The sequence below is a fragment of the Aminobacter sp. P4_H6_2 genome (assembly GCF_056400805.1).
In genome coordinates this window covers 12,976-31,964 of the sequence record NZ_JBFUKO010000011.1, presented here as the reverse complement: position 1 = coordinate 31,964, position 18,989 = coordinate 12,976, and the positions used below count along the sequence as shown (strand labels likewise).

Below are 18,989 nucleotides of genomic sequence, written 5' to 3'. Positions count from 1 at the left end.
GATCTCCTGCTGGGTGATGAGCCCCCAAGCCCGGGCCTTGCGGCGGCTGGCGGTGAAAGCCGAGGCGACTGAGCGGGGCAAGAACACCGAGCGGGGCGCGAACGTCGCGCCACATATTATCAATCGGAAGGCACGGCCTCGCGCCCCGCTTCCCGAACTTTTCATGAGCAATAGCCAGACCGGAAACGGGGCGTGGCGGTGAATAAGCTTGGCTCCTTCGCCCCGTTTACGGGGAGAAGGTGCCGGCAGGCGGATGAGGGGCGGTGCGAAATTGCAAAATTTAGTGCTGCCCCTCACCCGGCCCTTCGGGCCACCCTCTCCCCGTAAACGGGGCGAGGGAAAACAAAAAACCGCCGGAGCTTGGCACTCCGGCGGCTTGTTTCACATGAATCGCGCGAAAAACTTACGCGGCGAGGTCACGCAGGACGTACTGCAGGATGCCGCCGTTCTTGTAGTAGTCGAGCTCATCGAGCGTATCGATGCGGCACAGGATCGGAACGTCCTTCACCGAACCGTCGGCGAAAGTGATCTTGGCGACCATCTTCTGGCGCGGCTTGATCGTCTCGAGGCCGTCGATGGTCACCTGCTCGTCGCCCTTGAGGCCAAGCGTCTTCCACGACGTGCCTTCTTCGAAGGTGAATGGGATCACGCCCATGCCGACCAGGTTCGAGCGGTGGATGCGTTCGAACGACTGGGCGATGACGGCGCGCACGCCGAGCAGGTTGGTGCCCTTGGCGGCCCAGTCGCGCGACGAGCCGTTGCCGTATTCGACGCCAGCGAAGATGACCAGCGGCACGCCTTCGGCGCGGTACTGCATCGCCGCGTCGTAGATCGGCAGCTCTTCCTTGGACGGATAGTGGAAGGTGTAGCCACCTTCGCGGCCGTTTTCGCCCAGCATGTGGTTGCGGATGCGGATGTTGGCAAACGTGCCGCGCATCATCACCTCATGGTTGCCACGACGCGTGCCGTACTGGTTGAAGTCGGCAACGCCAACGCCATTGTCGCTCAGGTACTTGCCGGCGGGCGACGCCGCCTTGATCGAACCGGCCGGGGAGATGTGGTCGGTGGTGATCTTGTCGCCGAACAGGCCGAGCACGCGCGCGCCCTCGATCTTGCCGATCTTGGCAGGCTTCGAGCCCATGCCGACGAAGTAGGGCGGGTTCTGAACGTAGGTCGACTTGTCGTCCCAGGCATAGGTCTGGCCTTCCGGCGCCTGCACGTTCTGCCAGTTCTCGTCGCCCTTGAAGACGTCGGCATATTTGCGGGCAAACAGCTCGCGGGTGACGTTTTCGGCGATGAACTGGTCGATCTCGACATTGGTCGGCCAGATGTCCCTCAGGAACACCGGGTTGCCGTCACGATCCTCACCGAGCGGCTCGGTGGTCAGGTCCTTGGTGACCGAACCGGCGAGCGCATAGGCAACCACCAGCGGCGGCGAGGCGAGATAGTTCGCCTGCACGTCGGGCGACACGCGGCCTTCGAAGTTGCGGTTGCCCGAAAGCACAGCCGCACCGATCAGGCCCTTGTCGTTGATCGTCTTGGAGATCGGCGCCGGCAGCGGGCCGGAATTGCCGATGCAGGTCGTGCAGCCGAAGCCGACGAGGTTGAAGCCGATCTGGTCGAGCTCCTTTTGCAGGCCGGCCTTCTCCAGATATTCGGCGACGACCTGCGAACCAGGCGCCAGCGACGTCTTGACCCAAGGCTTCTGCTTGAGGCCGAGCCGGTTGGCGTTGCGGGCGAGCAGGCCGGCACCGATCAGCACGCTCGGGTTCGAGGTGTTGGTGCAGGACGTGATCGCCGCGATCACCACGTCGCCATGGCCGAGGTCGAAGTCAGCGCCTTCAACGGCATAGCGCTTCGACTGGTCGACGGTCTTTTTGTATTCGGCTTCGAGAGCGGTGGCAAAGCCCGCAGCGATGCCTTCGAGCGGAATGCGGCCTTCGGGACGCTTGGGACCGGCCATCGAGGGAACGACGGTTTCGAGGTCGAGCTCGAGCAGGTCGGTGAAGACGGGATCGGCCGAGCCGGTGTCGCGCCACATGCCTTGCGCCTTGGAATATTCCTCGACGAGCGCGATGCGGTTTTCAGCGCGGCCCGACATGTTGAGGTAGCGGATGGTCTCGGAATCGACCGGGAAGAAGCCGCAGGTCGCGCCATATTCGGGCGCCATGTTGCCGATGGTGGCGCGGTCGGCCAGCGTCATGTTGGACAGGCCCGGGCCGAAGAACTCGACGAACTTGCCGACGACGCCCTTCTTGCGCAGCATCTGGGTGACGGTCAGCACGAGATCGGTCGCGGTGACGCCTTCCTTGAGCTTGCCGGTCAGGCGGAAGCCGATGACCTCGGGCAAGAGCATCGAGACCGGCTGTCCGAGCATCGCGGCTTCCGCCTCGATGCCGCCGACGCCCCAGCCCAGAACGCCCAGGCCGTTGACCATGGTGGTGTGCGAGTCGGTGCCGACGCAGGTGTCGGGATAAGCGGTGGTTTCGCCGTCTTCGGTGTTCGTCCAGACGGTCTGGGCGAGGTATTCGAGGTTGACCTGGTGGCAGATGCCGGTGCCGGGCGGCACGACGCGGAAGTTGCGGAACGCCTGCTGGCCCCACTTCAGGAACTTGTAGCGCTCTTCGTTGCGCTCATATTCGAGCTCGACGTTGCGGGCAAAGGCAAGCGGCGTGCCGAACTCGTCGACGATGACCGAGTGGTCGATGACCAGGTCGACAGGCACCAGCGGGTTGATCTTCTGCGGATCGCCGCCGAGCGCGGCAAGGCCGTCACGCATGGCAGCGAGGTCGACAACAGCCGGAACGCCGGTGAAATCCTGCATCAGAACGCGGGCCGGACGATAAGCGATCTCGACGCCGGCAGTGCCCTTGTCGGTCAGCCAGCCGGCAACAGCCTGGATGGCTTCCTTGGTGACGGTGCGGCCGTCTTCGTTGCGCAAAAGGTTTTCGAGCAGCACCTTCATCGAATAAGGCAGCTGCGAAATGCCGGTCAGGCCGTTCTTCTCGGCCTCGATGAGGCTGTAATAGACATAGTCGGTGCCAGCAGCGGTAAGGGTGCGGCGGCAATTAAAACTGTCGAGTGATTTGGACACGTGCGATCCATCCTTGTCTGTTCAGCCTACGCGGGAACGGACTCCGATGGCATGCAATCACGCGCAAAGGTGCGGGTACGGCCATTTCCGCTGTCCGGTCCCAAGCAACCCGAGCCGTTCAAGGCGGCGCGTGCGCTGGTTCGGCGCAAATTCTGTTTCCATGCCGACCGCTGGCATGGTCGAGTGGCATATAGAGAATTTATTGGAATAGTTCTAGACCGAGATTCGCCTATTTTGCCGCAACGCAAAGTGGCGGCGACAAGACTTTCGGCGATGGAGAACAAATGCGGCTGATCGCCGAAAATCTAAGCGGAGAACGCGGCGGCGAGGCAGTATTTGCCGGTATCGGCTTTTCGCTCGAGGATGGTGCCGCCCTTGTCGTCACCGGCCCCAACGGCTCGGGCAAGTCGACGCTTCTGCGCGTCATTGCCGGTCTGTTGCCGCATATAGTTGGGCGAATCGCTGTCGAGGGCGGCGGCGAGGAATTTTCGACAGTGACTTTGGCCTGCCACTATCTCGGCCACCAGAACGCCATGAAGTCTGCCCTCACCGTCAGCGAAAACCTCGTCTTCTGGCGCGAGTTTTGCGGCGACGGCAAGCTCGGCATCTCAGATGCGCTCGAAGAGGTCGGGCTTGGCGGCCTCGGCCACCTGCCCTTCGGCTATCTCTCGACCGGCCAGAAGCGCCGCGCCGCGATCGCCAAGCTTTTGATCAGCCACCGCCCCGTCTGGCTGCTCGACGAACCCACCGCCGGCCTCGACAAGGCCTCGGAAGCGCAATTCGCCGAGCTGATGAAGGCACATTGCGCGGCAGGCGGCATCATCATCGCCGCGACGCACCTGCCGCTGGGATTGGTGGGCGCTGAGACGCTGGAGATGGGGCGGATGCATGTTTGAAAACTCCGCGCACCAACTTTTCAGCCCGCGCTTGCGGACGAAAAGGCGGCACCTTTCATGCTAGCCCTCTATCTTCGCGATCTGCGCATGGGCATCCGCTCCGGCGGCGGGGCGCTGACGGGCGTGCTGTTTTTCCTCGCGGTGATCGTCACCATCCCCTTCGGCGTCGGCCCCGACCTCAACCTGCTCGCCCGCATCGGCCCGGCGATTCTTTGGATCGGCGCCCTGCTTGCCAGCTTGCTCGGGCTCGACCGGCTGTTTCAGGCCGACCGCGAGGACGGCTCGCTCGACCTTCTGGTGCTCAACGCCGACCGGCACATGCTGGCGCTGACTGTGTTCGTCAAATGCCTCGCGCACTGGACGGCAAGCGTACTGCCGCTGGTCATCGCGGCTCCGCTGCTCGGCCTTTTCATGAACATGTCGCCGCTCGGCATTGGGGCCGCAGCGCTCACGCTGCTTGTCGGCACGCCTGCCATCGTCTTCATCGGCGCAGCCGGTGCGGCGGTCACCGTTGCCTTGCCGCGCGGCGGCCTGCTGATCTCGGTGCTGGTGCTGCCGCTGGTCATCCCGGTGCTGATCTTCGGCGTGACGGCGGCATATGGCGCAGTCAACGATCCCGACCCGTTCACCCCGCCCTTCATGATCCTGTGCGCGCTGACCATGTTTTTGGCCGTCATCGGCCCGCTGGCGGCGGCGGTCGCGCTACGCTCGGGCACGGACTGATCACGATCGCTTCAACTATTACGGTGCGGCGCGGCGTCCGATTGCCTAGCGTCACACCCACGGCTAAGTGAAGGGCCATGCTCGGATACAGCGACATGAACGAATATTGCCAGGATGCTCGATGAGCGCGCACGCTCTTTATGTAACTGCTGCCTATGGCGTTTCGGCATTGGCCATCGCCGGACTGATCCTGTGGATCCTCGCTGACCAGCGCGCCCGCAAGCGCGAACTGGCCGAACTCGAGGCGGCAGGCCACCGCCGCCGTTCCGACCGGGTAAAGCAATCATGAGCACCGAAACCGAAAAGCCGGCGCGTCCGCGCAAACTCATCGTGCTGCTGCCACTGCTGCTGTTTCTGGTACTCGCCGGCGTTTTCCTGATGCAGCTTTTGTCCGGCCGCGACCTGTCGGTCGTACCCTCGGCCCTGATCGGACACACAGCACCCAAGACCGAGTTGCCGCCTTTGGAAGGTATTTCGCTTCCTGGCCTGAACTCGGCTGAATTCATCGGCAAGGTGACGCTGGTCAATGTCTGGGCGTCGTGGTGCGCGCCTTGCCGCGAAGAACATCCGGTCATCGTCGGCCTGTCCAAGGACGAGCGCCTGACCATCATGGGCCTGAACTACAAGGACAAGGCGGAGAACGCGCGCCGTTTCCTCGGCGATCTCGGCAATCCCTATGACGCGGTTGGCGTCGACCCCAACGGCCGCGCGGCAATCGACTGGGGCGTTTACGGGATTCCTGAGACCTTCCTCGTCGGCAAGGATGGCAAGATCGCCTTCAAGCATGTCGGCCCGCTGACGCCCGAAGCCGTAGCGACGACGCTGATGCACGAGATCGAAAAGGCGGTCGCCGCTTCCCAATAAGTCGCGGCGCGGGTTAGTCTGCCCGCCATGCCCGATAGCGATCTCCCCTCCCGCGTTCGCAGCCATTTTCACAACCAGGCCGACGCCTGCGACCAGCTCGGTTCGCCATTCACGGCGCGATTGTGCCGGGTGCTGGCGAGCGTCCTCGACGATCAAAGCGCGGTCGGGCGCAAGGTGCTTCGCTGGCCTGGCGATCCACGCGCCGATGCGCTTGCCTTGAGGCTCTGCGGTGGGCTGCACGCACTGCTGCTGTCTGGCGCCGACGCCGAGCTGGCAAAGATCTACCCGCCTGAGACAGCCGATGATCTGGCCATCGCTTCGGCCATACCAAACGCCCTCGCACGCAACGAGGCTCACCTGCTTGAGATGCTCGAGAGCGCGCCGCAGACAAACGAGATTGCTCGTGCTGCCATGCTGCTGCCAGGTTTTTTGGCGATTGCCAGGGAAAGCGGCCTGCCGCTGGAACTGGCCGAGATCGGCTCAAGCGCCGGGCTCAACCTTCTCTTCGACCGGTTTCACTATCGCTACGGGGAAAAGGATTGGGGCGTTGCCTCACCGGTGCAGCTCGCGCCCGATGTCAGAGGACTGGTGTTGCCGCTATCGGGCGAGCTGCGGGTCATTGACCAGGCCGGCTGCGATATCGCACCGATTCGCATTTCGGATCAGGCGCAGCGGCTGAGGCTTCGAGCCTATGTCTGGGCCGACCAGAGATTGCGGCTTGAGCGACTCGATGCGGCGATCAGCCTCGCCGCACAGGAACAGCCAGCATTGGTGAAGCAAGGTGCCGCGGAATTTCTGCAGCAGCGGCTTTCGGCGCGAAGGCCGGATGCAGCCTTCGTGCTGTTTCACTCGATCATGTGGCAATACATGCCACCAGCAACGCGTGCCAGGATTGTCGAGCTTCTGGAGGCGGAAGGTGCGGCGGCGGATGCCGGATCGCCTCTCTATTGGCTCCGGATGGAGCCGCTGGCAGCGGGCGATCCCTACGCCACGCTCAGCCTGACATCATGGCCGGGCGGCACCACGAGGGCGCTCGCCCGCTGCGATTATCACGGACGCTGGATAGAGTGGCTCGGTTAAGCCGAAGCTCAGCCGTAAACCTGCTTGTAGGCCTGAAACAGCATCTCGCTGCGGTCGGCGCGCATGTCGGCCAGGTCACGGCCGGAGAAGCCGTCGATCTCGGCGACAAGGCGCTTGTAGTGCTTGCGCTTGGAAGCGCTTTCGCGGGCACGGGTCAGAAGGCTGTCAAAAAACATGGCTTGTTCCTTTCATCATGCCGCTTTTCGCGGCGCGATATGACCTCCCTGATCAATCTGAAGATGACATAGGAATTGCCGCGCCGCAAAATAAGATGCTGCAATGCAGCAATGCGTAACGCGCATAACAGGTTAACGGGGCTTAACGCCCTGTGTAGCCGGCCCTATTAGGCTACCACATGGTCTTGCGGTAGGACTCGTCGAGCGAGCGATCGAGCGCCTCGGCATTTTCGGCCAGCGCCAGCTGGTCGCGCAGGATCTGCCCCAATGTCGGCAGACTGGCCCGGTCTGGCCAGGTCGCGGGCGCCCATAGCTCCGAACGCATGAACGCCTTGGCGCAGTGCATGTAGACCGCCTTGACGGCAACCACCATGACAGTGACCGGAGGCTTGCCCTCGGCGGCGAGCTGCTCGCGCAATGCGAGATCGGCGGTGAGGCGCGCCTCGCCATTGATACGCAGCGTCTCGTTCATGCCGGGAATGAGGAACAGCAGGCCGACCGCCGGGTTGGCGATGACGTTTTCGAGCGTATCGAGCCGGTTATTGCCCGGCCGGTCGGGAATGGCGATGGTGACATCGTCCAGCACGGCAACGAAACCCGGTCTGTCGCCCTTGGGCGTGACATCGGCATTGCCCTTGTCGTCGGACGAGCCGACCAGCACGAAAGGGCTGCGCGCCAGGAAACTTTTGGCGTGATGATCGAGGTGGCGGAGTTCCTTCTTCACCGCGCCGTCGCCGGGCGCCCGGTAATGCTGGCGCAGGGACTCGCGGTCGGCGATGAACTCCATGATTCCCCCTATTTCGACGAATGATCGTCCAGCGAATGGCGCATGATCAGCGGCATCTGGCTGAAGGTGAACAAAAGCGTGATCGGCATGATGCCCCACACCTTGAACGTTACCCAGGCGTCGGTCGAAAACGAGCGCCATACCACTTCATTGACCACGGCCAGGAACAGGAAGAACAAGCCCCAGCGAAAGGTCAGCTTGCGCCAGCCCTCGGCATCGAGCCGGAAGGCGGAGGCAAAGACGTAGCCGAGCAGTGACTTGCCGAAAAACAGGCCGCCAAGCAGAATCACGCCGAACAGCGTATTGACGATGGTCGGCTTCATCTTGATGAAAATATCGTCCTGAAGGTAAAGCGTCAGTGCGCCGAAGACGAAGACGACGACGCCCGACACCAGCGGCATGATCGGCAGCGAACGGGTGAGCAGCCACGACGCGATCAGGGCAATCGCGGTTGCCGCCATGAACAGGCCGGTGGCTATGAAGATCGGTCCGCCCATTTCGGCCAAGGTCGGGAAATGCGACGCCAGCCATTCGCCGCGCGCATTGGCAAAGAAGAAAACGACAAGCGGCCCGAGCTCCAGCACCAGCTTGAGGATCGGGCTGACCTCTTCTTTCTTGGTCGTCGGGTCCGAAGGATCACGTTCGAGGATCGGTGCGTTCATAGGTCAGGCGACTCCTGCGATCGCCTTGGCGAAATCGCTTGCCGAAAAGGGTTCGAGATCGTCGACCTGTTCGCCGACGCCGATGAAATAGACCGGCAGCTTATGCTTGGCGGCGATTGCGACCAAAATACCGCCACGCGCCGTGCCGTCGAGTTTTGTCATCACCAGGCCGTTCACACCTGCGATATTGCGGAAGATCTCAACCTGGTTGAGCGCGTTCTGGCCGGTGGTGGCGTCGACCGTCTGCAGCACCGTATGCGGTGCCTCAGGGTCGAGCTTGCCGAGCACGCGCACGATCTTTTCGAGTTCGGCCATCAGCTCGGTCTTGTTTTGCAAGCGCCCGGCGGTGTCGATGATTAGGACGTCCGAGCCGGCCTCCTTGGCCTTTTCGAACGCGTCATAGGCAAGACCAGCGGCATCAGCGCCAAGCTTCGAGGCGATGACAGGCGAGTTCGTGCGCTCGCCCCAGATCTTGAGCTGTTCGATGGCCGCGGCGCGGAACGTGTCGCCGGCGGCCAGCATCACTGATAGCCCGCCCTCGGTCAGTTTTGCCGCGAGCTTGCCGATGGTCGTGGTCTTGCCGGTGCCGTTGACGCCGACGACCAAAATGACATGCGGCTTGTGCGACAGGTCGAGCTCCAGCGGCAACGCCACATGCGTCAGGACCTTTTCTATCTCGACGGCCATGATCGAGCGGACCTCATGGTCGGACACGTCCTTGCCGTAGCGGCTGGCGGCAAGCGAATCGGTGACGCGAAGGGCTGTCTCGACGCCGAGGTCGGCGCGGATCAGCAYGTCTTCGAGGTCCTGCAGCGTGTCTTCGTCGAGCTTTCGCTTGGTGAAGATGCCAGCGATGTTGCCCGACAGCTCCTTCGACGAGCGCGACAAGCCCTGACGCAGGCGCTGGAACCAGCTGACTCTCGGCGCGGGCGCGGCAGCCTCGACAATCTCGGCCTTCTGCTCGACCTTCTTGCTGACCGTGACCTTGCCGGCAGCGGTTTTCGGCGCGGGCGACACGGCCGATTGTTCGGCGACGGATGACGGCTGGGCGTCCTCTCCCCCCTTGAGGGGGAGATGGTCCGAAGGACCAGAGGGGGTTGTCTCGGCAGTGCTCGGTGCTGGTCGGGTGGCCTCGGCCTGCGCCGCACCTGACGATTCGGCGACCCCACCCGACCGCTGCGCGGCCACCCTCCCCTCAAGGGGGAGGGGAATCGCAGGCGCAAGCTCCACAGCCTCGACGGCCGGCTCCGGCTTTACAGGCGCGACCGGCTCGATTTCAGGCGCACGCATCGCCGGCGGCGTTTCGGACGGCTCCGGCTGGTACGGAATTTCTTCAGGCTGATCCGGTTCAGCCGGCTCGGTCGGCAGAATGGGGATTTCCACCGGAAGCGGTTCGGGCTCGACCGGGGTCGACTCCGGGACCAGCGGCTCAGCGGGCTTTTCGGGTGCAGGCTCCGGCACTTCAGGCGCAGGCGCAGGTTCATCCGGCGCGACCTCCTCTCCCCCCTTGAGGGGGAGATGGTCCGAAGGACCAGAAGGGGTCGTCTCGGCAGTGCTCGGCGCCGACGATCCGGCGACCCCGACTTCGTCGATCGACCCTCCCCTCGAGGGGGAGGGAGACTCAAGCGCAGGCTTCAACGCTTGAAGCGCGTCGAAATTCAGCGGCGGCAGGACCTCGTCCTCTGCCGGCTGCTGTGGAGCTTCCTTCTTGCCGAAGGAAAAGACTTTCTTGATGAACCCGAATGCCATGCGGTCGCTTTCGTCAGGCCGCGCGTGCGGCGGCCGGTGCCGCTGTCAGCCGCTCGCCGTCATGTCCGGCGATGTCGACCTCTATGATTTCGCCCGGCGCACCCTGATCGAGCGCAACAAGCGTGAAGCCTTCCGTGCGACCAAGCCCTTCGCGCTCGACAAGCACCTGTTGGCGCGAGCCCGTCAGGCTTTCGAGATGGCGCTGGTAGGCTGTCTCGCCGGCAGCGCGCAGCTGTGCCGCGCGCTTCTTGACGATCTCGCGCCGGACCTGCGGCATGCGCGCGGCGGGCGTGCCTTCGCGCGGCGAAAACGGGAAGACGTGGAGATGGGTCAGCCCGCACTCATCGACGATCCGGATCGAATTTTCGAACATCTCGTCGGTCTCGGTCGGGAAACCGGCGATGATGTCGGCGCCGAAGACGATGTCGGGGCGCAGCTTGCGCACGTCCTGGCAGAACTGGATCGACTGGTCGCGCAGATGGCGGCGCTTCATGCGCTTCAAGATCATGTCGTCGCCCGACTGCAACGACAGATGCAGATGCGGCATCAGCCGGTTTTCGGTTGCGATGGCTTCGAGCAAATCTTCGTCGGCCTCGATCGAATCGATGGAGGAAAGGCGCAACCGGCGCACGTCGGGCACCTGCCGCAGGATCGTCTTGACCAGCTTGCCCAGGCGCGGCGCGCCCGGCAGGTCAGCACCGTAGCTGGTCATGTCGACGCCAGACAGCACCACTTCGGCATAACCGTTGCCGGCAAGTCGCTTGATCTGCTCGACAACGGCTCCCATCGGCACCGAGCGCGAATTGCCCCGGCCATAAGGGATGATGCAGAAGGTGCAGCGATGGTCGCAGCCATTCTGGACCTGCACGAAAGCGCGCGCCCGGCCCTCGATGGCGTCGACCATATGGCCAGCGGTCTCGCGCACGGAAAAAATGTCGTTGACGCGGGCCTTTTCAGAATCGTTGACGCCGAAGTCGGGCAGCGCCCGGTAATTGTGCGCCTTGAGCTTTTCCTCATTGCCAAGCACGAGGTCGACTTCCGCCATATCTGCAAAGGCGGCCGGATCGGTCTGCGCGGCACAGCCGGTCACGATGATGCGCGCTTCGGGGTTTTCGCGGCGCGCCTTGCGGATCGACTGCTTGGCCTGGCGCACGGCTTCGCTTGTGACCGCACAGGTGTTGAAGATCACCGCCCCGCCCTTGAGCTCTTCCAGCCCCGCGGCCTTGGCCTCGCGCTTCATCACCTCGGATTCGTAGGTGTTGAGGCGGCAGCCGAAAGTGACGACGTCGACTGCCATCAGGCGACGTCCTGCTGGTCGCGGGTCCAGGCGCCAGTAGCCGGATCGAAAAGCCCGGAGAACTCCCACTCGGCCGGACCGGTCATGACGACATGGTCGTCGGCGCGCCAGTCGATCTTGAGCGTGCCGCCGCTCGGCACGGTGACGGTGACCGTGCGGCCGGTGCGGCCGGTGCGCGCGGCGCTGACCGCAGCAGCACAGGTTGCCGAACCGCAAGCCAGCGTCAGGCCGGCACCGCGCTCCCAGGTGCGCAGGTTCAGCGTCTCGCGCGAAGTCACCTGAGCAATCGAGATGTTGGCGCGCTCGGGGAAAATCGGATGGTTTTCGAGCAGCGGACCGAAACGGTCGAGGTCGTAGGACCACACATCCTTGTCGACCCAGAAGATGGCGTGCGGATTGCCCATCGAGGCGACCGAGGGTGAATGCAGCACCGGCGCATCGATCGGCCCGATCTGCAGCTCGATCATGCGCGTGTCGTGGAATTCCTCGGCGAGCGGAATGTCCTGCCAGCCAAAACGGGGGACGCCCATGTCGACAGAGATCGAACCATCGTCATGCTCTTCGGCATTGAGAATGCCGGCGATGGTCTCGAAGGTGAACAGCTTCTCACCGGTCTCGGCGGCCAGCGCCTGGACGACGCAGCGCATGCCGTTGCCGCAGGCCTGCGCCTTGGAGCCGTCGGAATTGATGATCTCGATATAATTGGCGGTGCCTGATGTGCGCGGGTCGTGGATCGCCATGATCTGGTCGAACTTGGTCGCCGCATCGGCGTTCAACGCCACAGCTGCGGCAGGCGCAACGCGGTCCGCGCGGCCGCGCATGTCGGCAACGATGATCTCGTTGCCGAGCCCGTTCATCTTGGCGAATGGGGCCATATTGGCCATGGTGGAAATTTCTCGCGGCTGTTTGGCGCCTATATGGCGGAAACGTCTCCGAATTACCAGTCTTGGCGGGCCGGGCCAAGACTTGCGACAATTTTGCAACAAATTCCGATGCAAACCCTATTTTAACCATATGCGGTTGAAATTGTGCCAACTTCGCCGCTTTACAGGCGAACTGTCGATCGCGCGGGGGCGCCCCCAGAACTGCCCCACGGAGGGAATGCAATGGCTTTTTCGAAAACCGGCCTGCTGGCCGCATCGCTGGTGGCGCTTTTGGCGGCTGCCGGCTGTAACAGCACGCGCCTTTCGTCGATGGACACCCAGCCGGCTCCGCTGCCCGCAGCACCCGCCGGCACCGTGACCAGCGGTCAGTTGCCACCGCCCTCAGCACCTGGTGCGGCAGGCGCATCGCAATTCCCGGCAGCGCCGCAGCAGCAGACCCAGGTCGCGGCCCTGCCCGCCGACGGCGGCGCCGCCGCAGCCAACGCACCCGACCTGACCGCAACGAGTGTTGCTGGCGTGTGGAGCGCTTCGGTTTCCGGCCAGAGCTGCAAGGTGGCAACGCCGCAGACCAAGTTCGGCCAGGGTTTCCGCGCTGGCCCGCTGCGCTGCCCGGCACCGATCGACGGCGTCAAGTCGTGGAACGTCGCCGGCAAGCAGCTGACGCTTTACGATGAAGGCGGGGCGTCGCTGGCCAGGCTGTATTCGTCGGGTGAAGGCCGCTTCGACGGCCAGACCTCGAACGGCCTGCCGATCTCGCTCCACCGCTAGTATAAAAGGCAGGTCTTCGAATTCGTGCCAGAGTGACCCATGCATCTGCGTGACGGCCTACAGACCCATGTGACCGTCAGGCAGCGCTATGACCATCTGGTCGAATTGGGCAGCGTTCGCCGCGATCCCGCGCAACTGACGATCGTTGCGGCACTCGACCGGCTGATCGACGAGATTTCCGACAAGAGGCTGGCGCGCAAGTCGAGCGCGCTGGGCTGGCTGTTTGCCAAGCGCAAGCCGCGCCACGAGCCGGTGAAGGGTCTCTACGTCCATGGCGGCGTCGGCCGCGGCAAGACCATGCTGATGGACATGTTCTTCGAGCTCGTGCCGKTCAAGCACAAGCGCCGCGTCCATTTCAACGACTTCATGGCCGATGTGCACGACCGCATCCAAAAGCAGCGCGCGGCACGCAAGAACGGCACCTCACGGGACGATGACCCGATCCCGCCGGTGGCCGCGGCCCTTGCCGAAGAAGCCTGGGTGTTGTGCTTCGACGAATTCTCGGTCACCGACATCGCCGACGCGATGATCCTGTCGAGGCTGTTTTCGGCGCTGTTTGGCCTCGGCGTCGTGCTTGTCGCCACCTCCAACGTCGCGCCCCGCGATCTTTACCGCGACGGACTCAATCGCCAGCTGTTCTTGCCGTTCATCGGCATGCTCGAACAGAACGCCGTGGTGCTCAACCTCGATGCCGACACCGACTACCGGCTGGAAAAGCTCGACCGCGTGCCGGTCTACCTGACCCCGCTCGGCGAAGCGGCCGACCGGGCGATGGACAAGGCCTGGGCGAAGGTGACCCACGGCGTGACCGCCGAGCCGGCCATCGTCGCAGTCAAGGGCCGCAAGGTGCATGTGCCGGCAGCGGTCGACGGATGCGCGCGCTTTTCCTTCGCCGATCTGTGCGAAAAGCCGCTCGCGGCACGCGACTATCTGGCGATCACGGCGAAATATCCGACTGTTTTTGTCGATCATGTGCCTGTCATGGCCGAAGCCAACCGCAATGAGGCCAAGCGTTTCATCCTGCTGATCGATACGCTTTATGACCAGCATGCGCGGCTGGTGCTGAGTGCTGCGGCAACGCCCGACAAGCTTTATGCCGGCAAGCGCGGCCACGAGGCCTTCGAATTCGACCGGACCTCGTCGCGCCTGATCGAGATGCAGGGAGCCGAATGGCTCGATGAGTGGGCCGAAAAGCATTCGAAACCGGCAACGTCCCTGGCCGGATAAGACGGGCCCGTCGTCAGGCGCGCACTGTCTGCGTGCCTGTCCGGTCGTCCGACCCAGGGTTCCCATAACGCGTGGTCGCGGCCAGCAGCACGCCCAGCATCAGCCCGTTGAGCATATGCCACATGAAATGCGTGCCGATCGGCATGGCGTCGCAGACCAGCGGGTCGATGACGCGGCAGGTGACGGAAGCGACAAAGATCGCGGCGGCAGCGATATTGTACCAGCCGGCACGGTTGCCTTTGGCGATCACCACGCAACCAAAGAAGATCAGCGCCAGGAACGGCGGCAGGTATCCGGTGGTGCCATTGGAGGCGGCGCGCAGCCAGTCCGGCACCATGAAGGTGACAAAGCCGACCGCGATGTAGAAACCAAAGAAGATGCCAAGCGCCCTCGGCCACGCCATGCCGGCGAAGCGGCGCAGGTTGAACAAAGTATAGGCAAGCGTGAAACCGGCGATGGGCAGGATGTCGGCCCATTTGGTGGCTTCGGTGGCGAAGGTGTGAAACAGCGTCGAGCCGACGCCGATCGCCACCACCCACCAGCCCAGCACCTCGGCGAAGGCACCTGCCTTGAGTCGCCGCGCTTCGTAGACACCCCACAGGCCAGCTGCGAAAAAGGCGAGATTGCTCAAGGCGTTGAGCGGTTCGGCCCAAAGCCCGATATCGCTACGCTCGCAATAGAGGTCGAGATGTTGGCTGAGCTGTTCCAGCATTGAAATCTCCCTCGCCGGTTTCCGAATTCTAACCCGAACGGGGTATTTTCGATAAGAAATTCCACGACTCGAAGCTGACGCTGCGGAAATGCAATCTAGCTAAAATTTCACCGCAACGTGACTTCCCGTTGAATGGCGCATCTGCCACATATTTCAGCAACCAAAAGAAAAAGCCGGTGACGCCGGCCGAGGAACTGGATTGGTCATGGAGTTTCGCAGATCTTTTCGGCTGGCAGCGGTGGCGCTGGCCGTTGCCGGGTTTACCGGCACAACGCATGCCGAACCCACGACACGTCCTCTCGGCGTTATCGAGCTCTTCACCAGCCAGGGCTGCAACTCCTGTCCGCCAGCTGATGAGCTGTTTGCGAAATTCGCCGCCCAGGACGACATCGTGGCGCTTGCCTATCACGTCACCTATTGGGACTATCTCGGCTGGCAGGACAAGCTGGCGAGCACCGACAATACCGAGCGCCAATACGCCTATATGCGCGCCTTCGGCTCACGCTCGGTCTACACGCCCCAGGCCGTCATCAACGGCCGCACCCATGTCAACGGCGCCAAGCGCGAGGAAGTGACTGGCGCGCTCGACAACCTTGCCAAGACCGGACAGGGCATGAATGTCGACGTCAAGGTCACCGAAAATGGCGACACCTACACCATCGACGTCGGCGAAGCCAAAGGGGCGAACAATGCCGCCCATGTCGTGGTCGTGCACTACCAGCCGCCGCAGGTCGTCGACCTCCAGAAAGGCGAAAACAAGGGCCGCAGCGTCACGTACTGGAATGCCGTCACAGACCTGCACACAGCCGGCATGTGGCACGGCAAGGCACAGCGTTTTGAACTGCCTAAGAGCGAAGTGGAAAAGAAAGGCGGCTGCGCGGTGTTGCTGCAGGCGGTCGGCAAGGATGGCCTGCCTGGCCCGATCCTCGGCGCAGCGGTCGTGCGCAAGCCGGTCACCGCACTTTGACGCAAAAAAGCCGACGCCAGCTTGCTGCCAGACGTCGGCTTCAGATTTTGGGATCGTCGCACCTGACCCTCAAGGAGGGCGAGGTTGGTTCGATCCGACTCAGGCCCGTGGGCGGGGGGCTTGGGGTTTACGAGCCGGTGCCGGACCGAACCGTCTCAGGCAACACGGGTAAAATCGTTGGACATTGGGGCGCCAGCGCGGATAAAAAACGGCAGGAATGTGGCGAGTCATCACCAATTCCAACAGCCTGTCTCGTAGACGTTACCTAAACTGTAACCTTCCGTGAACCATTCCAGGCAGGCCTGATTCCTAGCCGTCGCTTGCAATTCGAGCGCGAATGCGCGATTCTAACAACGTCGCACGTCCTCTTGGACGCGCAACGGACGCTGTAGCAGTTTGAGTCTGTGCATGATCCTTTCCGAAAGATCGTTTGCGATTTTCGGGCGGCATGCACGTGTCGAAGTCGTATTCTGCAAGGGAACGATTGATGACTGATCGCGGTGCTGGGGCGGAGGATGGCGAGACATCCGCGGTTTTGATCCCGCTCCATGAGGCCCGTAGGGAGCGCCAAGATCTCCCGGTGGCATTCGAAAGACGTGAACTCGATCAGATTCTCAGGCTCTACGGACGCATGGTCGCCGCCAATGAGTGGCGCGACTACGCCATCGACCATCTCAGCGACCGCGCCGTCTTCTCGGTCTTCCGCCGCACCAGCGAAACCCCCCTGTTCCAGATCGTCAAGGACCCGAAATTCGCCCGCAAGCAGGGCGCCTTTTCGGTTGTTGCCGCTGGCGGGCTGATCCTCAAGCGCGGCCATGAACTGGCCCGCGTGCTCGGCGTCTTCGACAAGCGGCTGAAGGTCGTCGAGGCCTAAGCCCAGCAGCGTGGGGCCATGGCGGCAATATCCTTGCGGCCAGAACTGAAACCCCTCGTCAACGCCGCTCCGATGCTATCAATTCCGCTTCCAAAGCAGAATTGGGAGAATGAGCATCGCCACCAAGTCACAGCCCACAGTCACTATCCGTCCAGCGACATCAAACGATGTGCCGTTGCTCATGAAGGCGATCGTCGACCTTGCCGAGCATATCGGCCAGACGGACCTGATCTGCACCGAGGAAAACCTCAAGCATTTCGGCTTCGGCGACAACCCGGCCTTCGAGGCGGTGATCGCCGAGGCGGACGGCTCGTTCGCTGGCATGTGCCTGTTTTTCCCGATCTTTTCGACCTGGTACGGTCGCCCGGGCGTGTTTGTCCAGGATCTGTTCGTCGACAAGRATTTCCGCAGTCTTGGCATTGGCGAGCAGCTTTTGCGGCATGTCGCCAAACTTTCCCAGAGCAAAGGCAGCGTATACATGCGGCTTTCGGTCGACGAGGCAAACCCGCGAGCGCGAGACTTCTGTGAAAGGCTGGGTTTTGAATGGACGAGCGATCAACGCTCTTACATCGCCGAGCAACGGATTTTCACCGCGCTGAGCGAACCTAACGGGGAGCCGAAATGAAGACCTTCTACGCGGAAGAACAGAAGCGCCACGACCCCAAGGCCTTCCTGTCGATGGGCGCGCAAAAACCCAATCTGGAGCAGCCCGAGCGTGTCGAGCGCCTGCTTTCCGGCGCGCGCGCCGCGGGCACCTCGATCCATCGCCCGAAGGATTACGGCCTCGGCCCTATCGCGGCGGTGCATACGCCCGAATATATCGATTTCCTGACCCATATCTTCGAACGCTGGCAGCGCATGGAAGGCGCTTCGGCAGAGGTAATCCCCAACATCCACCCGCTCGCCCGCAACGGCACCTACCCGGCCGGTGCCGCCGGCCAGGCCGGCTATCACATGGCCGACACCGCCTGCCCGATCTCGGCCGAAACCTTCGATAGCGCCTGTTGGAGCGCCTGGAGTGCGGTGGCTGCCACCGAAGCCGTGCTTTCGGGCGAACCCGCGGCCTATGCGCTGTGTCGTCCGCCCGGCCACCACGCCTTTGCCGATGTCGCCGGCGGCTTTTGCTTCTTCAACAATTCGGCCATCGCCGCACAGCGGCTGCGCTCCAGCGCCTCACGCGTGGCGATCCTCGATGTCGACCTGCATCACGGCAACGGCACGCAAGGCATCTTCTACAACAGAGCAGACGTTTTGACCGTGTCGCTGCATGCCGACCCGAGCCGCTTCTACCCGTTCTTCTGGGGCCATGCCGACGAGCGCGGCGAAGGCGCCGGTCTCGGCTACAACTACAATTTGCCTTTGCCGCGCAAATCGGGCGACGCCGAGTTCCTTGAAGCGCTTGCGCACGCCAACCGCCGTATCGAGGCCTTCGCACCTGACGCGTTGGTCGTGGCGCTCGGGCTCGACGCCTTCGAAGGCGACCCGTTCGGCGGGCTGTCGGTGACGACACCGGGCTTTTCACGCATCGCCGAAGCAATCGCCAAGCTCGCCCTGCCCACGGTCATCGTCCAGGAGGGCGGTTATCTCTGCGACGCGCTCGGCGACAATCTGACCGCCTTCCTCACCGGTTTTGCCGGCACGAACTGATCACACAGCAGTGCGGATGCGCCAGGCGCGATAAAACAACAGCAACGCATAGAGCAGCATCAGGATCGTGGCGATGCGCATCAGCGTGGCTGCACTTGTCAGCGGCACGAACATCAGTGCGAGGCCGAAAGCGGCATAGACCGCCCCGCCGACCAGCGTCGGCCATAGCCGCGTCTGGCGGTCGCTGTGCAGGAAGCTCGACGCCATCTCGAAAAGGCCGACGAGCAGGGCAAGCAACCCGACAAGGCGGGCCATGAAGGACAAGGTGAAGACGTTGGCGAGCAAGCCGCTGCACAGAACGATCACGCCGGCAGCGATCGACAACAGGTTACGGGCGAGCGCGAGCCAATGGCCGGTTGTCCGAGGTGCGGCATAATCGATTGTCGCCAGCCCCAGAATACCATCGACGAGCAAAAGGCCGCCGCCGACCATGATCAGCAATTGCACCGCCTGGATGGGATAAAAGAACGCGACCAGTGCGGCGGCCACGATCAAAATGCCCCGCAACGCCGTCAACGTCGCTTCGAAACGTTTGGTCTTGCCCTCGGCCATGCCCTGCTCCTGTCGACTGAGACGGCCATT

The 18,989-nt window shown here is 63.0% G+C and carries 21 protein-coding genes; 12 read left to right on the top strand and 9 right to left on the bottom strand.

The annotated features are described in order from the left end of the window. A partial coding sequence (locus AC1DUU_RS02135) for a hypothetical protein (RefSeq protein WP_476781762.1) occupies window positions 1-202 on the top strand: 202 nt, incomplete at its 5' end. A 201-nt stretch (window positions 203-403) separates the two neighbouring features. On the opposite strand, the gene acnA is transcribed toward AC1DUU_RS02135, so the two are convergent. Next, the gene (gene acnA / locus AC1DUU_RS02130; protein WP_476781761.1) at window positions 404-3,094 is read right to left on the bottom strand and encodes an aconitate hydratase AcnA; all 2,691 of its coding nucleotides are present in this window, start codon (window positions 3,092-3,094) and stop codon (window positions 404-406) included. 284 nt (window positions 3,095-3,378) lie between these two features. On the opposite strand from acnA, the gene ccmA reads away from it, so the two are divergent. The 5 genes from ccmA to AC1DUU_RS02105 all read left to right on the top strand — a co-directional run bounded on the left by ccmA (window position 3,379) and on the right by AC1DUU_RS02105 (window position 6,657). Then, entirely contained in the window at window positions 3,379-3,990 is a 612-nt protein-coding gene (ccmA, locus tag AC1DUU_RS02125) for a heme ABC exporter ATP-binding protein CcmA (RefSeq protein ID WP_476781760.1), read from the top strand. Between the two features lie 57 nt (window positions 3,991-4,047). After that, window positions 4,048-4,713, top strand: coding sequence for a heme exporter protein CcmB (ccmB, locus tag AC1DUU_RS02120; protein WP_109574198.1), 666 nt, complete (start codon window positions 4,048-4,050; stop codon window positions 4,711-4,713). Between the two features lie 121 nt (window positions 4,714-4,834). Further along, entirely contained in the window at window positions 4,835-5,002 is a 168-nt protein-coding gene (ccmD, locus tag AC1DUU_RS02115) for a heme exporter protein CcmD (protein WP_476781759.1), read from the top strand. Beyond that, window positions 4,999-5,577: a DsbE family thiol:disulfide interchange protein gene (locus AC1DUU_RS02110; RefSeq protein ID WP_476781758.1), complete on the top strand. Its 579-nt coding sequence runs from the start codon at window positions 4,999-5,001 to the stop codon at window positions 5,575-5,577. The genes ccmD and AC1DUU_RS02110 overlap by 4 nt, the downstream gene beginning before the upstream one ends. A 27-nt stretch (window positions 5,578-5,604) precedes the next feature. Further along, complete coding sequence (locus AC1DUU_RS02105) at window positions 5,605-6,657, top strand: DUF2332 domain-containing protein (RefSeq protein WP_476781757.1); 1,053 nt, start codon at window positions 5,605-5,607, stop codon at window positions 6,655-6,657. An 8-nt stretch (window positions 6,658-6,665) separates the two neighbouring features. On the opposite strand, the gene AC1DUU_RS02100 is transcribed toward AC1DUU_RS02105, so the two are convergent. The 6 genes from AC1DUU_RS02100 to dapF form a co-directional block, all read right to left on the bottom strand. Beyond that, window positions 6,666-6,833, bottom strand: coding sequence for a hypothetical protein (locus AC1DUU_RS02100; RefSeq protein WP_476781756.1), 168 nt, complete (start codon window positions 6,831-6,833; stop codon window positions 6,666-6,668). 172 nt (window positions 6,834-7,005) lie between these two features. Continuing rightward, a complete protein-coding gene (locus tag AC1DUU_RS02095) occupies window positions 7,006-7,620 on the bottom strand; it encodes a pyridoxamine 5'-phosphate oxidase family protein (protein WP_476781755.1) in 615 nt (204 codons plus the stop codon). 8 nt (window positions 7,621-7,628) lie between these two features. Continuing rightward, window positions 7,629-8,282, bottom strand: a complete 654-nt coding sequence (locus AC1DUU_RS02090) for a septation protein A (RefSeq protein ID WP_476781754.1) — start codon at window positions 8,280-8,282, stop codon at window positions 7,629-7,631. Window positions 8,283-8,285: 3 nt separating this feature from the next. Beyond that, window positions 8,286-10,031 carry a signal recognition particle-docking protein FtsY gene (gene ftsY, locus AC1DUU_RS02085; RefSeq protein ID WP_476781753.1) on the bottom strand — a complete coding sequence of 582 codons (1,746 nt, stop codon included), beginning with the start codon at window positions 10,029-10,031 and terminating at the stop codon, window positions 8,286-8,288. A 13-nt stretch (window positions 10,032-10,044) separates the two neighbouring features. Next, window positions 10,045-11,328, bottom strand: coding sequence for a tRNA (N(6)-L-threonylcarbamoyladenosine(37)-C(2))-methylthiotransferase MtaB (gene mtaB / locus AC1DUU_RS02080; RefSeq protein ID WP_476781752.1), 1,284 nt, complete (start codon window positions 11,326-11,328; stop codon window positions 10,045-10,047). Beyond that, window positions 11,328-12,212 (bottom strand): diaminopimelate epimerase, encoded by an 885-nt coding sequence (gene dapF / locus AC1DUU_RS02075; protein WP_476781751.1) that lies wholly within the window; start codon window positions 12,210-12,212, stop codon window positions 11,328-11,330. Before dapF ends, mtaB begins: the two co-directional genes overlap by 1 nt. A gap of 222 nt (window positions 12,213-12,434) precedes the next feature. On the opposite strand from dapF, the gene AC1DUU_RS02070 reads away from it, so the two are divergent. Then, window positions 12,435-12,980: a protease inhibitor Inh/omp19 family protein gene (locus AC1DUU_RS02070; protein ID WP_476781750.1), complete on the top strand. Its 546-nt coding sequence runs from the start codon at window positions 12,435-12,437 to the stop codon at window positions 12,978-12,980. A gap of 39 nt (window positions 12,981-13,019) precedes the next feature. Next, window positions 13,020-14,207: a cell division protein ZapE gene (gene zapE / locus AC1DUU_RS02065; RefSeq protein ID WP_476781749.1), complete on the top strand. Its 1,188-nt coding sequence runs from the start codon at window positions 13,020-13,022 to the stop codon at window positions 14,205-14,207. Between the two features lie 13 nt (window positions 14,208-14,220). On the opposite strand, the gene AC1DUU_RS02060 is transcribed toward zapE, so the two are convergent. Next, window positions 14,221-14,919: a ceramidase domain-containing protein gene (locus tag AC1DUU_RS02060; RefSeq protein ID WP_476781748.1), complete on the bottom strand. Its 699-nt coding sequence runs from the start codon at window positions 14,917-14,919 to the stop codon at window positions 14,221-14,223. 205 nt (window positions 14,920-15,124) lie between these two features. Between AC1DUU_RS02060 and AC1DUU_RS02055 the strand changes: the two genes are divergently transcribed. The 4 genes from AC1DUU_RS02055 to AC1DUU_RS02040 all read left to right on the top strand — a co-directional run bounded on the left by AC1DUU_RS02055 (window position 15,125) and on the right by AC1DUU_RS02040 (window position 18,407). Next, window positions 15,125-15,886: a DUF1223 domain-containing protein gene (locus AC1DUU_RS02055; RefSeq protein ID WP_476781747.1), complete on the top strand. Its 762-nt coding sequence runs from the start codon at window positions 15,125-15,127 to the stop codon at window positions 15,884-15,886. 487 nt (window positions 15,887-16,373) lie between these two features. After that, the gene (locus tag AC1DUU_RS02050; protein ID WP_476781746.1) at window positions 16,374-16,760 is read left to right on the top strand and encodes a DUF2794 domain-containing protein; all 387 of its coding nucleotides are present in this window, start codon (window positions 16,374-16,376) and stop codon (window positions 16,758-16,760) included. Between the two features lie 109 nt (window positions 16,761-16,869). Next, a complete protein-coding gene (locus tag AC1DUU_RS02045) occupies window positions 16,870-17,385 on the top strand; it encodes an N-acetyltransferase family protein (protein ID WP_476781745.1) in 516 nt (171 codons plus the stop codon). Next, window positions 17,382-18,407, top strand: a complete 1,026-nt coding sequence (locus AC1DUU_RS02040; protein ID WP_476781744.1) for a histone deacetylase family protein — start codon at window positions 17,382-17,384, stop codon at window positions 18,405-18,407. The genes AC1DUU_RS02045 and AC1DUU_RS02040 overlap by 4 nt, the downstream gene beginning before the upstream one ends. On the opposite strand, the gene AC1DUU_RS02035 is transcribed toward AC1DUU_RS02040, so the two are convergent. Next, a complete protein-coding gene (locus AC1DUU_RS02035) occupies window positions 18,408-18,959 on the bottom strand; it encodes a DUF308 domain-containing protein (protein ID WP_476781743.1) in 552 nt (183 codons plus the stop codon). It lies immediately after the preceding gene. Window positions 18,960-18,989: the final 30 nt, after the last annotated feature.